This window comes from Roseivirga sp. AWQ4_251 (assembly GCF_056158225.1).
Genome location: NZ_JBSWSW010000001.1, coordinates 1,830,303 through 1,844,428, shown reverse-complemented (window position 1 = coordinate 1,844,428; position 14,126 = coordinate 1,830,303). Strand labels below are relative to the sequence as shown.

Annotated in this window: 6 protein-coding genes; all 6 read left to right on the top strand. The window is 41.6% G+C overall.

Annotated features, from left to right (window positions below; genetic code table 11):
• The first annotated feature begins 814 nt into the window (after nucleotides 1-814).
• The 6 genes from ACXACJ_RS08080 (at nucleotide 815) to ACXACJ_RS08055 (ending at nucleotide 13,900) form a co-directional block, all read left to right on the top strand.
• On the top strand, nucleotides 815-1,759 hold the full coding sequence (locus tag ACXACJ_RS08080; protein WP_475133845.1) for a leucine-rich repeat domain-containing protein: 945 nt from the start codon (nucleotides 815-817) through the stop codon (nucleotides 1,757-1,759).
• A 165-nt stretch (nucleotides 1,760-1,924) separates the two neighbouring features.
• Entirely contained in the window at nucleotides 1,925-2,668 is a 744-nt protein-coding gene (locus ACXACJ_RS08075) for a M90 family metallopeptidase (RefSeq protein WP_475133844.1), read from the top strand.
• A 15-nt stretch (nucleotides 2,669-2,683) separates the two neighbouring features.
• Nucleotides 2,684-2,797, top strand: a complete 114-nt coding sequence (locus ACXACJ_RS08070; protein ID WP_475133843.1) for an SEC-C metal-binding domain-containing protein — start codon at nucleotides 2,684-2,686, stop codon at nucleotides 2,795-2,797.
• 218 nt (nucleotides 2,798-3,015) lie between these two features.
• Nucleotides 3,016-6,150: a hypothetical protein gene (locus ACXACJ_RS08065; protein WP_475133842.1), complete on the top strand. Its 3,135-nt coding sequence runs from the start codon at nucleotides 3,016-3,018 to the stop codon at nucleotides 6,148-6,150.
• A 21-nt stretch (nucleotides 6,151-6,171) separates the two neighbouring features.
• Nucleotides 6,172-13,371, top strand: a complete 7,200-nt coding sequence (locus ACXACJ_RS08060; RefSeq protein ID WP_475133841.1) for a DUF6443 domain-containing protein — start codon at nucleotides 6,172-6,174, stop codon at nucleotides 13,369-13,371.
• Nucleotides 13,364-13,900, top strand: a complete 537-nt coding sequence (locus ACXACJ_RS08055) for a hypothetical protein (RefSeq protein WP_475133840.1) — start codon at nucleotides 13,364-13,366, stop codon at nucleotides 13,898-13,900. The genes ACXACJ_RS08060 and ACXACJ_RS08055 overlap by 8 nt, the downstream gene beginning before the upstream one ends.
• Nucleotides 13,901-14,126: the final 226 nt, after the last annotated feature.

Genomic DNA, 14,126 nt, shown 5'->3' with positions numbered 1-14,126 from the left:
CAATCCAAAAATGGCTTGTTTTAATCTCTCCAATCCTGAGTTTAACTATCTAGATGGTATTAGCATTAATAGGAGGATAAATAATGTTCAATTAGTTGTTGGACTATTTATTTTATTGATGGCTTTGTTACTTCGTTCTATTCCAAATGATAAAGTGGAGAGATATGAGAAAAAGCTTGTGAGGTAATGATATCAATTATCTGCTAAAACATAAAACCCTCTTCGGAGGGTTTTTTTTGGTTGTTAACCAGTAAATCCTTCACACTTATCTTCAAAAATCTGCAATCCCCTCTAGCACTCACTTGGCTACTGTGATAACTGGTGCTTGCCTGTGGCGAGTAACTATATTCTTCAGGACATGTTGTGCTAATAATTAGAATTAGGTCAGTCAGCGCTACAAGTATTAACAAGTACGCCATATTAAAACGTTTTCGTATTTATTGGTATTCTTTACCAACAAACAATCCCAAGCATTCTTTCCCTAAAAGGTGATGGGATTTGCAAAAATTTACCATAAGAGGCTCATTGGTGAAAAATATCCAATAATAAAGGAACTGCCTTCAAAGCTGCGTCAACGAGTACTTTATCAGGTTCAATAGAAGAAATCATAGAACTCGATATTTTTAAAGGAGTCAAATTCTTTCCCCAGCAGAATTCATACGCCCATTCAATTGATCTACCTTTTTTCCTCCATTTGCAACTTTTCCTCTTTCCATATCGACTACTAATAAGGTTTAAGGAGGTGATGGTCATAAAAGGTCAACCTCTTTGTTAATTAAAGCCCAATTGGGTATTGGTACAAAAACACAGATTAATGAAACAACAACACAAAACAACTGGTCAATTTTACACTTCAAATTCAAAATACATTAAAACTGGACTCCTGAGTTTGGCTTTGACTCTCCTCGGTTTGTCATCATGTTCAAACGATGACCCTGAACCAAGCAATTTATTTGTAGAGATTCCTGATGAACACTTCGAATCTATTTTAATAGAGCATGGCATCGATTCGGATGGTATTGTAAATCAACAAATTTCCGTGTCGGATGCTCAAAAAGTAGACCGTCTCGACTTGAATTTTTTCGATAATCACGGAGAAATCTCTGACTTGAGTGGTATCGAAGGCTTTACCAATCTGACCTTCCTTTCTGCTGCCAATCAACAAATTGAGTTGGTTGATTTATCCTTCAATACGAAATTGGACACACTCATCTTTTTTAATAATTACTTAACTGAAATAGACCTGAGTGGGAATTCAAAACTGATTTGGGCCGATCTTAATTTCAATGAACTAAGTTCCATTAGTGGGCTTTCAAATGCAGAAAACTTAAAAATTCTCGATCTGTCAAACAACTTTTTTGAGAGTTTGACCATAGAGAATGGATCAGTTGAAACCCTCTTTTTGATGCAAAATCAGCTGACCGATATCGATGTGAGCGCAGCCGGCAACGTAAAAAGTTTGCTGTTAACCAGTAATCAGCTGACGGAAGTTGATCTTAGTTCTAATATCAAACTCGAAACATTGGTTCTTTCTGATAATCAAATTCAGGATATTAATCTCACACAGAATTCAGCATTGAACTATCTATTCATTTCATCAAATTCACTGACAGGCTTGGACATTAGCCAAAACGCTGAGCTTATTGATTTGAGAGTGGACAGAAACCCCGATTTAAGCTGTATAAAAATCGGTGATGGACAAAATATTCCAACCGTTTCTCTATCTGCTCACCAACAATTAAACACTAACTGTAACTGACTAGTGAGCTTATTATAGTTCTTAAGACCGTTGGCTTTTGATAAAGATCAATAAGACTCTTTGCCTTGAGAAGTAACAGAAGCGGAGATTATAGTCAGGAATAAAATTTCTCTTTCTTAAACTCCACAATTAGGCGTATCTATACAGGCTAATTACTCGCATAATATGATTTTCAGCATTCTCTTGGTGGCCATTGTACTGGTGATCATTTTGTACTACAAGAAAGAAAGAGTCACAGTTGACTTCTCCCAAACTCCAGAAAAATGGAGAAAAATACTGATCGAAAAGGTCAATTTTTACAGAAACCTAAATGAGACCGACCGAAAGCGGTTTGAGACTGAAGTGCAGGGTTTTCTATCGCATGTGAAAATCACGGGTGTTCAAACGGAAGTTGATTTAGAAGATCGTATGCTGATTGCCAGCAGTGCTGTGATTCCTCTGTTTGGCTTTCCAAATTTCCATTACAACAATATTGAAGAAGTACTGCTTTACCCTGGTTTATTTGATAGCGAGTACAATATAAATAGTGGCAAGGAACATATTGCAGGAATGGTAGGCACAGGAGTAATGGAAGGGAAAATGATTCTTTCAAAACCTGCGTTGCGAAATGGATTCGAAAATTTTTCCGACAAGCGAAATGTTGGCATTCATGAGTTTGTGCATTTGTTCGACAAAGAGGATGGGAGTGTGGACGGAATTCCTCCCGGTTTTCACGATAAAGCTTATGCTTTGCCTTGGCTGGATTTTGCCAGAAAGGAAATTGCGGCCATAAAAGAGCATCATTCCGATATTGATGAATATGGCGCTACCAACATGCAAGAGTTTTTTGCCGTGGCCAGTGAGTATTTCTTTGAGCGTCCACATTTATTAAAAGAAAAGCATCCTAAACTATATGAGCTTTTGAGTTAGGTTTTCCATCAAGATATGACCAAAGTTATTGACAAGGACTCATTTAAAAAGAAACCAAAGCTTGGCCGTAACTCACCTTGCCCATGCGGAAGCGGCAAAAAATACAAAGAGTGTTGTGGGGACGTTTGATTTGAGATCGGATTTCTAAGATGCTAATCAAACATTAAATTTGCCCTTTATAAAACACCAAAAAAAAATAGTCTTTTTTGGTTTTATAATTTGATTTAAAATCTGTAATTGCTTTTGCTAGTTGAGAACTAGAATTAATCAATTAAAGTATTTTTTATTTTTAAGATAAAGATTTCTTAATTCTTATTTTTTTGAATTCACCATTAAGTCTTTTTCACATGTTTCTTGTAATTCATGATCTAACAGCCAAAATAGGTAGGCTGTTCTGTTTAGCCATTCTTTTTTCAGGCATTAGTCTCGGTAGTTTGGTATCACAAGACCTTCCAGAGCTGATTCCTCCCAATCCAGATCAGGCAGCTATAAATAAGTTTGGTGATATACCTGTGAGTTATAGTTCTGGAATCATAAGTACGGATATTTCAATTTTTAATATTACAGCGAAAAATGGCTTCTCTTTACCAATAAGTTTAAACTATCACGGAGGAGGAGTCAGGGTAGATGAGATAGCGAGTAATGTAGGCCTTGGATGGGCTTTAAGTTTGGGTAATTCTATTTCAGCATCAGTAAGGGGGGCTCCTGATTTTTCTTATAACGGTGTAGCATCATCCTCTATTGACACAACCTTGCCTGATAGAGACTCCTTTAAGCCAAATGGTACAACAGGGCAATATGCTTCACAAGTTTTATTGAGTGATGATTACGATTTAGCAAATAATGCGGCTAAGAATATAGTTGATACTCAATTTGATTTCTACCATATCAATTTTGGAGCTAGGAGCTCTAAATTTGTAATAGATCAATCAAGGAACGCTCAGACCATACCATTTGAACCTATTAGGATCGATGTTTTAACCGATCAAGGGGAAGACTATTTTGTGGTTTATGATGAGAATGGAAATAAATTCACATATGATGTGGTTGAAACCTCAAAAGTAACCAGTAGCTGCGGATCAAAATGGGACTTGTCAGCTGAGATATTTAAGGATATGCCCCAGGTGTGGTACTTGAGGAATATAACTACAACTGACGGGGAGCAAATTAATTTCCACTATACCGAAATGCCATTTTGGTATTCATATGATTTATCTAAAACACAAACTTTCGACCTAGCTATTTCACAATCTCCAGGAGGCTGCTATTCTGATAATTATCGTACCGAATGCGATGCAACAATGGAGATTCGCAAAGGGCAAAGACTTGATAGAATTTCCTTCTCTAATGGAGAAGGTGAGGTTTTGTTTAATTATTCGAGCAGAAGTGATTCAGGTAGTCCTAAAATAAGCTCTATTCAGGTTAATTTCAATAATGAATTAATTAAAGATTATGATCTTACACATACTTATTTTGGTTCATCAAATTCGGATCCAGATGATGATAGACTGAAATTAAATTCCGTAGTAGAAAATGTATCACATCAAAGATGGGAATTCAACTATTATGAGCAATATATTATGCCAAAAAGGTTTTCTACAAGTCAAGATCTGTGGGGCTATTACAATGGAAAATCAAATCTGGGTAAGGGGCTAATTCCTAGTTATTCAAATTCCGTATATAACGTAAGCTACAATGGATCGGATAGGTCCGTGAATGGGAATTATAGCCAGACATATGCCTTGAAATCAATAACTTATCCTACAGGAGGTAGCTCTGCTTTCGAATATGAGCCACACAGCTATTATGGTGAGCATTATTTGACAGGGCAAATGGGAAATCACCAAGTGGGGGGGCTAAGAATAAAAAAAATAACCACTGACCCAGGAGATAATTCTCCAGCAATGATCAAAACTTTTTCTTATGAAAACCCAGACTTAGAACTCCAACGTTCTAGTGGACGGCTAATAGATAAACCTAAGTATGAATCGAGGAAAAGAGAAAGAATCAAGATGTTTATTAATGGAGGTGTTAGTTTTGATACCTATGCATTTTGCGATAAAATCACACTTTCCTCAAGTAGCTATAATACCTTGGGTAGGTCAAATGGCATAGGCGTAATATATGAATACGTTTCTGAATCAATAGGAATAGGAGGTGAAGGGGGGAGGAACCTTTATAAATACAGTACCTTCATAGATTTTGAAAACAATCCTCAGTATAGTGATTTACCCGACCATATCTTGCTATATACAGGCAGTAATTCACTGCCTACAATTTATTACAGTAACTATGATTTAATAGAGCTTTTTAACGAAACAACTTCCTTTTCCTTTAAAAGGGGCTTGCTTTTAGAGAAGAGCGTTTTTAACAGTAGTAATTCTATTCTTTCGAAAGAGGAATATACTTATGACTTTGATTATGATTTAAAAGAGGATGTCTACAATCATCCGGAGGGCAATGACTCTTTTATATTGAATGATATTGTAATTAAGCAATTATACCCTGAGGATCAGGGTATGTATATAGATAATATTTCTGAACAGCCAGCCGTTCGTCTAATCCCTGCTGTATTCCTTTATGTGTATGGTGAAATTACTTCTGCTTGGGTACAACTTACTCAGAAAAAAACCACACAGTATTTCTCCTCTGGTGATCAAATTGTTACTACAAATTATATATATGGCAACAAAACACATCAACAGGTTACCGAACAAAGTTCTGTTGATAGCAAAGGCCAAACGATAATTACAAAAAATTATTTTCCTGATGACATTCAAGGTTCTGGTGGATTGCCTGGTGAATTACTTAATAATGAAGAGCTTACGGCTGTCAATAAAATGAAAGCGACTCTTAATCATCAGATCGCTTCTGCCATTCAAACAGAATCCTATTTAGGTACAAATTTATTAAGTAGACAAAGGAACAATTTCAAAAACTGGACAGGGAATTTTGTTGCTGCCGAATCTATTGAAGCCGCTAAAGGCAACAATGACTTGGAAAGAAAAATCAACTTCCATAGTTACGATAACTATGGAAACCCCACTGAACTTTCAAAAGAAGATGGAATCCACATCTCCTATATTTGGGGATATGAGGGTCGATATCCCGTTCTGCAGGCTTTGGGTCTTTCGGTTTCAAATCTAACGTCAGCAGTTACAACAACAATTGCCGCTGGATGGACTTCTAAACCATCTAATGTTCAGGATTTAGAAGGATTGTTAACTGTTGTAGGTAATATGACTACCTCATTACAGAAGCAGATTTGGAAAGATTTTTTAGGAGAGCTTGAAAGTAATCTTGGTGATGATGTGCAGTTTACAGCTTTGACATACTCTTTGCCTTTTGGAACAACATCCAAAACGGATTCAAACGGAATATCATCTTATTATGAATATGATGAAGCAGGAAGAGTAGTGGTGATAAGGGACAATGATAGCAATATCATTAAGACCTTTGAATATCATTACAAGGAATACTAGTATCTACTTTTCAATTTAGAAATGATGATTTTTTTTAGAAAAAATATTTTTAAATCACTTTTTGTTTTAGCCTTCACTGTGTTCTGTAATACCTTGTTTTCTCAAAGCAGTATTTCAGGTGAGCAGGAGCCTTTGTATGGAGGAATATATACTTATAGCCTATTTGGAGGAAATGGGACTATAGATTGGACTGTTTCTGGTGGTGAAATTATAGGAGGTAACGGAACTAGTTATGTCGATGTGAGATGGACAAGCTGGGGACACCAAACATATTTAAATGCTTCATGGTATGGAGGGTCGGAACAGTTTAATGTCATTGTTGATGCTACTCCAGCCCCACCGCCCAATCCTACAGTAACAGATTTAACTTGCGGGAGAGTGACCGTAACTAAGTATGGAAATCCAATGTCGGGTATTGTTTGGTATTGGCAAACTTCACCTTATGGAATGAGTACATCTTACTCGACCTCCAGTTATTCAAGCAGGCAAATTACAGGGGCTGGACCGAGCTCTTATTACTTAAGAGCTTTTGATACTGACAGATCATTATGGAGTGAAGCGGCTAGTGTTAACTTCACTATTCCGAACCCTTTGTCTGCTGGTTCGATAGGCGGAGCCTCATCTATATGTAGCGGAGGTGATCCTGGTACCATTTCTAATGTACAATTAGCAAGTGGTTGTTCCGATCCTATTCAGTATCAATGGGAATACTCAGATAATTCATCGAGCTGGAGTACAATTTCTGGAGCCACTTCAAGTACTTATAATCCTCCCGCAGGTCTTACAAATAGCCGGTGGTATAGAAGAAAGGCCTACGTTGATGGATTCGAGGAATATACGGCTCCAGTTAAAGTAACAATTTATAGCGATGTTACTGCCGGAAGCATCAGCGGCACCCAGACGGTTTGCTACAACGGAGACCCTAGTACTTTGGGCAGCTCTGTTTCCCCGAGCAACGGTAACGGCAGCTACACCTACCAGTGGCAGGTCTCTTCTAACAACAGCAGCTGGAGCAACATAAGCGGTGCTACATCAAGCACCTACAACCCACCTTCCGGGCTGACATCGGACAAATGGTACCGCAGGGCTGTAAGTTCCTGCAACGAGACTAGGTACACATCTAGCATCAAGGTAACGGTTCGGGCAAGCCTTTTGGCCGGAAGCATCAGCGGTACCCAGACGGTTTGCTACAACGGAGACCCTAGTACTTTGGGCAGCTCTATTTCCCCGAGCAACGGTAACGGCAGCTACACCTACCAGTGGCAGGTCTCTTCTAACAATAGCAGCTGGAGCAACATAAGCGGTGCTACATCAAGCACCTACAACCCACCTTCCGGGCTGACATCGGACAAATGGTACCGCAGGGCTGTAAGTTCCTGCAACGAGACTAAGTATACATCTAGCATCAAGGTAACGGTTCGGGCAAGCCTTTTGGCCGGAAGCATCAGCGGTACCCAGACGGTTTGCTACAACGGAGACCCTGGTACTTTGGGCAGTTCTGTTTCCCCGAGCAACGGTAACGGCAGCTACACCTACCAGTGGCAGGTCTCTTCTAACAACAGCAGCTGGAGCAACATAAGCGGTGCTACATCAAGCACCTACAACCCACCTTCCGGGCTGACATCGGACAAATGGTACCGCAGGGCTGTAAGCTCCTGCAACGAGACTAAGTACACATCTAGCATCAAGGTAACGGTTCGGGCAAGCCTTTTGGCCGGAAGCATCAGCGGTACCCAGACGGTTTGCTACAACGGAGACCCTGGTACTTTGGGCAGCTCTGTTTCCCCGAGCAACGGTAACGGCAGCTACACCTACCAGTGGCAGGTCTCTTCTAACAACAGCAGCTGGAGCAACATAAGCGGTGCTACATCAAGCACCTACAACCCACCTTCCGGGCTGACATCGGACAAATGGTACCGCAGGGCTGTAAGTTCCTGCAACGAGACTAAGTACACATCTAGCATCAAGGTAACGGTTCGGGCAAGCCTTTTGGCCGGAAGCATCAGCGGTACCCAGACGGTTTGCTACAACGGAGACCCTGGTACTTTGGGCAGCTCTGTTTCCCCGAGCAACGGTAACGGCAGCTACACCTACCAGTGGCAGGTCTCTTCTAACAACAGCAGCTGGAGCAACATAAGCGGTGCTACATCAAGCACCTACAACCCACCTTCCGGGCTGACATCGGACAAATGGTACCGCAGGGCTGTAAGTTCCTGCAACGAGACTAAGTACACATCTAGCATCAAGGTGACGGTTCGGGCAAGCCTTTTGGCCGGGAGCCTCAGCGGCACCCAGACGGTTTGCTACAACGGAGACCCTGGTACTTTGGGCAGCTCTGTTTCCCCGAGCAACGGTAACGGCAGCTACACCTACCAGTGGCAGGTCTCTTCTGACAACAGCAGCTGGAGCAACATAAGCGGAGCGACCTTGGAGGCCTACAACCCACCTTCCGGGCTGACATCGGACAAATGGTACCGCAGGGCTGTAAGTTCCTGCAACGAGACTAAGTACACATCTAGCATCAAGGTGACGGTTCGGGCAAGCCTTTTGGCCGGGAGCCTCAGCGGCACCCAGACGGTTTGCTACAACGGAGACCCTGGTACTTTGGGCAGCTCTGTTTCCCCGAGCAACGGTAACGGCAGCTACACCTACCAGTGGCAGGTCTCTTCTGACAACAGCAGCTGGAGCAACATAAGCGGAGCGACCTTGGAGGCCTACAACCCACCTTCCGGGCTGACATCGGACAAATGGTACCGCAGGGCTGTAAGTTCCTGCAACGAGACTAAGTACACATCTAGCATCAAGGTGACGGTTCGGGCAAGCCTTTTGGCCGGGAGCCTCAGCGGTACCCAGACGGTTTGCTACAACGGAGACCCTGGTACTTTGGGCAGCTCTGTTTCCCCGAGCAACGGTAACGGCAGCTACACCTACCAGTGGCAGGTCTCTTCTGACAACAGCAGCTGGAGCAACATAAGCGGAGCGACCTTGGAGGCCTACAACCCACCTTCCGGGCTGACATCGGACAAATGGTACCGCAGGGCTGTAAGTTCCTGCAACGAGACTAAGTACACATCTAGCATCAAGGTGACGGTTCGGGCAAGTGGCGAAATTGATCCGGGTAACGAAAATTATAGCCTTAGTAATACAGTTTTGATCTCAGGTGTTACTCAAGTATCTCAGGTTTCAGGATTAAGTTCGGAAGAAAGAAATGTGGATGTTAGCTTCGCAGATGGACTTGGAAGGGTTATACAAAATATATCCGTTAAAGCCTCTCCAGATTATGGAGATATTGTTCAGCCTATAGTTTATGATGAATTTGGTAGGCAGACAAAAAGCTTCCTTCCTTACGTATCCTATGACAATTGTAATATCCTTGAGGTAAATAGCGTTGGTAGCCTAGCGAATAATTATACTGATTATACATCAAGCCCGCAGTATCTTTTCTACCAGAATACCGCCAATGTAGCTCATGACACCAACCCATTTGCTGAGACTGTATTTGAAGATTCACCGTTAAACAGAGTGTTAAAACAAGGTTCGCCAGGTAGTGATTGGCAGCCAATAACAAACTCCACCACGGACCATGTTCAAAGATTAAGTTATAACGTGAATGAAGCTAGCGATGAAGTGCTTTGGTTCGATATTTCTAACAGTAGCCCTGTATTAAACTCATTAAATTATTATCCAGTAGGAAGTTTGCTGAAGAATGTTTCGGAAGACGAAGAAGGAAATAAAGTGATTCAATTCACTAATAATACTGGTCAAGTTCTTTTGAAAAGAATGGAAACTGGTAATGTAGTGTCCCCATGGGCCGATTCTTATTATGTATATGACGACTATGGTAATTTGAGCTTTGTTTTATCTCCAGAAGCTTCTAAGGAAATATCAAATAATCTGACTACCACTATAGATCAAAGCTTTCTTCAAAAATGGGCTTTTCAATACCGTTATGACGATCGCAACCGCATGGTAGAGAAAAGGGTGCCGGGCTCAGGCTGGGTTTATATGGTCTACGACAAGCTGGACAGGCTGGTACTTACTCAAGATGCCAATCAGCGTATTCTTGATCAATGGACGTTCACTAAATATGATATTTTTGAACGACCTGTCCTTACAGGCTTCTACAATAATACTGTTACAATAGGGCAGGAGAATATGCAAGATTTGTTGGAAGCATTTAGTGGTCCGTCTTATGAAGAGTTTGGAAGTGGTCCTATTCAAGGCTATACAAATCTTGCTTTTCCGAATGTGACGGGACTGAGCAACTATTTGAGCATTACTTTCTACGATGAATATGTGCCTGCCATTCTTAATCTTTACCCATATGTTCAGGAAATAGGACTGCCATCTACTTACTCTACTAAAACAAAGGGAAGAGCGGTGGCTAGCATGACCAAGATTTTGGGAAGTACCAACTGGCTCAAGAACCTTATGTATTATGATGACAAAGGACGTGTTATACAAACACATTCAGATAATCATATTGGTGGAGTAGACAGGACAAGTAGCCTATTTGACTTTGCCGGAAGGGTGCTAGAAACTAAAAGCAGCCATAATGATGGAACCACTACTACAACAATAGCTCAGGAGTTTACTTATGACCATGCCAGTAGGCTTTTACAGATCGATCATCAGGTGAATACGGATGATGCTGTGGTGCTAGTTAAAAACACCTACAATGAACTGGGTGAATTGATAGAAAAAGACCTGCATTCCACCGATGAGGGAACCAGTTTCGAACAGTACGTGGATTATTCCTATAATATTCGTGGCTGGCTAACATCCATCAATGATCCATCACTGACGGACGATCGTGATGACACGGGCTATACCAATGGCGACTACTTTGGGATGGCCTTGGCCTATAATACCGACCTTGATGGCCTGGGCAACCAACACCTTTTCAACGGCAATATTTCCGCTCAGCAATGGAGCTCGTTCGGTATGGGGAACCCGAAAATAAATGCCTACGAGTATGGATATGATGCCATGAACAGGCTGGCAGGTGCCGACTACCAGTTCAAGTCAGGGGCGGCCTGGAGCAATACCAATACCTTTGATGTCAATAACCTTTCCTATGACCTCAACGGCAACATACTCAGCCTAACCCGCTACCATTCGAATGCGAATGCGCCAATGGATCAGCTGGAATACAGCAGCTACAACGGCAACCGGTTGCTGATCGTGGACGATCTTGGGGATATTACTGAGGGCTTTAAGGACGGCAATACCACCAATGATGACTTTGGCTATGATGCCAACGGCAATATGGAATTTGACCGGAACAAGGATATCACTAATATAGATTACAACCATCTCAACCTGCCTACCAAGGTGACCTTCAGCGGTAACCGCGAGATCAGTTACCTGTACGATGCTGCGGGAATAAAACTGGCCAAAACCGTAAATGACAATGGTAATGAAACTACTACCGAATATATAGGTGGGCTTATATATGAGGAAGGAGAGCTGCAGCAGATTGCCACTGCAGAAGGAAGGATAAGGGCAAAGGAAACAGGAGGGTTTGTTTATGACTACTACCTCAAAGACCACCTTGGCAATACCAGGATCACCTTTACCACCGAAAACGAAGAGGTGATTTACCGAGCCACTATGGAAACGGACACCACAGCAAGCGGGGTTGACCTTAAGGCTTACGAGGAGAGCATTTTCCTGAACTTTGAGGATTCACGGGACTCTACAGGCGTGAACCATTACGAGATTGCAGGAATAGCAAACAGTAATGAAGCAGTAAAATTGAACGGTAGTGCCCCAATCAGACGCATTGGGCCTGGTAGAATGCTACAGGTAAGAAGAGGAGATCAGGTCGATATGGAGGTTTTTGCGCGCTATTTAGAGGACATGACAAGCAGCACCCCAAATGGAGAGAATAACCTTGTTAATGCACTGGCTGCGGCCTTCAGCAACGCGGTAGGTGGGCCTACTGGGGAGGGCGCCTTACATGATATGTTCAGCGGAGCCAGGTACGATATGTTGGCCTCCCAACAAGATGGCAACACCGCTAGCAGCACGGTTCCCCATGCTTACATGACCTATGCGCTGTTCGATGAGAACTTTGACCTAGTAGAAGAAGCTACGGGCTACAGGAGTGTGGACATAAGTGCACGCACGGCATGGCAGCAACTGGCCGCCTCGGTTGATATACCGGTGAACGGTTACCTGTACGTGTACGTCTCCAATGAAACGGCCTACGACCTGAACGTGTACTTCGATGACTTTACCATAACCCATACCAAAAGTAAGGTGCTTCAGGAAGATCATTACTATCCTTTTGGGATGAACATTTCTGCGCTTAGTTCCACAGCTCCGTTATCTAAACCAAATAATTACAAATACAATGGCTTCGAGGAACAGGCAGACTTCGATCTAGGTTGGTATGATTATCAGGCAAGGTTCTATGATCCTCAACTTGGAAGGTTTATGCAAGTGGATCCTGCGGCCGACCTGATGAGAAGGCACTCACCTTATAACTATGCTTTTGATAACCCCATTAGGTTTATAGATCCTGATGGTATGATGCCTAGTATGGCTGGTGGTTGCCCTCCTGGAGTGAATTGTCAGGCAATCGAAAGGAAGACACAAGAAATTGTTGATAATGTAAATCGAAAGATTAATAAAGTCTCAGGTTCTATAAAAGAGTTTGGAAATTCAGTAGTACAAGGAGGTGCTAAATTGCGTGAAAAGTTAGGAGCTTGGTTAGATAGAAATAATCCGTTTCCTTCGGAGGGAGAAAATACTCAGCATACTGGAGTTCATTATTTTGTAGGTGATGGTAGTGGTGGCCCTGGTTCTAATACGAATGGCGAAGTAACGGACAGAATAGACGTTACAGGTGTTAGCACACTTCTGTCAGGGGGTAAGAATATGGGCGGGAGCACACCTAAATTCACTTTGGAAGGGGGAGCCGCTACAGCTGGCAAAGTAAAGAAAATCATTGATAAGGCTAATGGTAATGGTTCTGATAAAGATAATCCAACGGGTGATAAAAAGAGCGAAGCACTAACGGTTGAGTTCATAAGGAAAATTGAAAGAACTGATGGTTCGTATATTGATGATACTCTACATTTAAGCCCAAGTGATGTAAAATTCCATACGGATACTATATGGACAAATGAAACACTTATGAAAAAAGGATTAGGATTTAGACCTGGAGGAAATTGGTCAATCCAAGAAGTAGAAAAAAAGAAGAAAAATGAATAAGTCAAAAATTGTTTTATTCTTGATTTTGCTTGGGTTTTGTGAATCCTGCCGTGATCATAATGATAGACCGTTTAAACTTGAAGAAGTTATCAAAGTAATATTAACTGAGGTTACGGACTTGGATAGTTTGAACGGGAAAATGCTATATCTTGACACATTGGGGGACCTCGAATTAGCTGAGCGCTATCTCGATTTATACGAACAGCAGGTAGAAGGCAATGACAGAATGATGGTAGATTTGTTGCTGGAAACTCTTTCATTTGAACAAAACAATTATCTAAGTCCGAAACTGAGGGACTATGTTACTGGGATTAAAATTTCTTGGGATGAGACGGAGTTGGAAGAATTGAATGATGACTTTGTTGGTATGATAAGAGTCTCCCAGCCTGCTATAAATAAAGACTTTGCTTATTTATACTTTAGTATTCTTTGTAGTGAGTTGTGCTCAGGGGCTGGTTATTTTGTTAAGTTGAAAAGAAATTCGAAGGAGTGGAAAATTGAAAAATTAGAAAGGCTTTGGTACAACTAGTACTGTATCAAATTATCCCCCACTGTTCTTAGCGTCACGCTGAGACCAAACAAGGATAACATTAAATCCAACTTCAGCAACGGAGTTGGTTTTTCTACTGGTGCGCAACTGGTGCTTGCCTTTGGCGAGTACCTATCTTCTTCAGTACATTTTGTGCTAATAATTAGAGTTAGGAATAATATCAGTCCGCACTACAAGTGCGAACAAGGATTTATCGCTTGGGTCG

Coding starts and splice junctions, on each gene's coding strand:
- ACXACJ_RS08080 (WP_475133845.1), top strand. CDS start 815: ATGAAACAACAACACAAAACAACTGGTCAATTTTACACTTCAAATTCA.
- ACXACJ_RS08075 (WP_475133844.1), top strand. CDS start 1,925: ATGATTTTCAGCATTCTCTTGGTGGCCATTGTACTGGTGATCATTTTG.
- ACXACJ_RS08070 (WP_475133843.1), top strand. CDS start 2,684: ATGACCAAAGTTATTGACAAGGACTCATTTAAAAAGAAACCAAAGCTT.
- ACXACJ_RS08065 (WP_475133842.1), top strand. CDS start 3,016: ATGTTTCTTGTAATTCATGATCTAACAGCCAAAATAGGTAGGCTGTTC.
- ACXACJ_RS08060 (WP_475133841.1), top strand. CDS start 6,172: ATGATGATTTTTTTTAGAAAAAATATTTTTAAATCACTTTTTGTTTTA.
- ACXACJ_RS08055 (WP_475133840.1), top strand. CDS start 13,364: ATGAATAAGTCAAAAATTGTTTTATTCTTGATTTTGCTTGGGTTTTGT.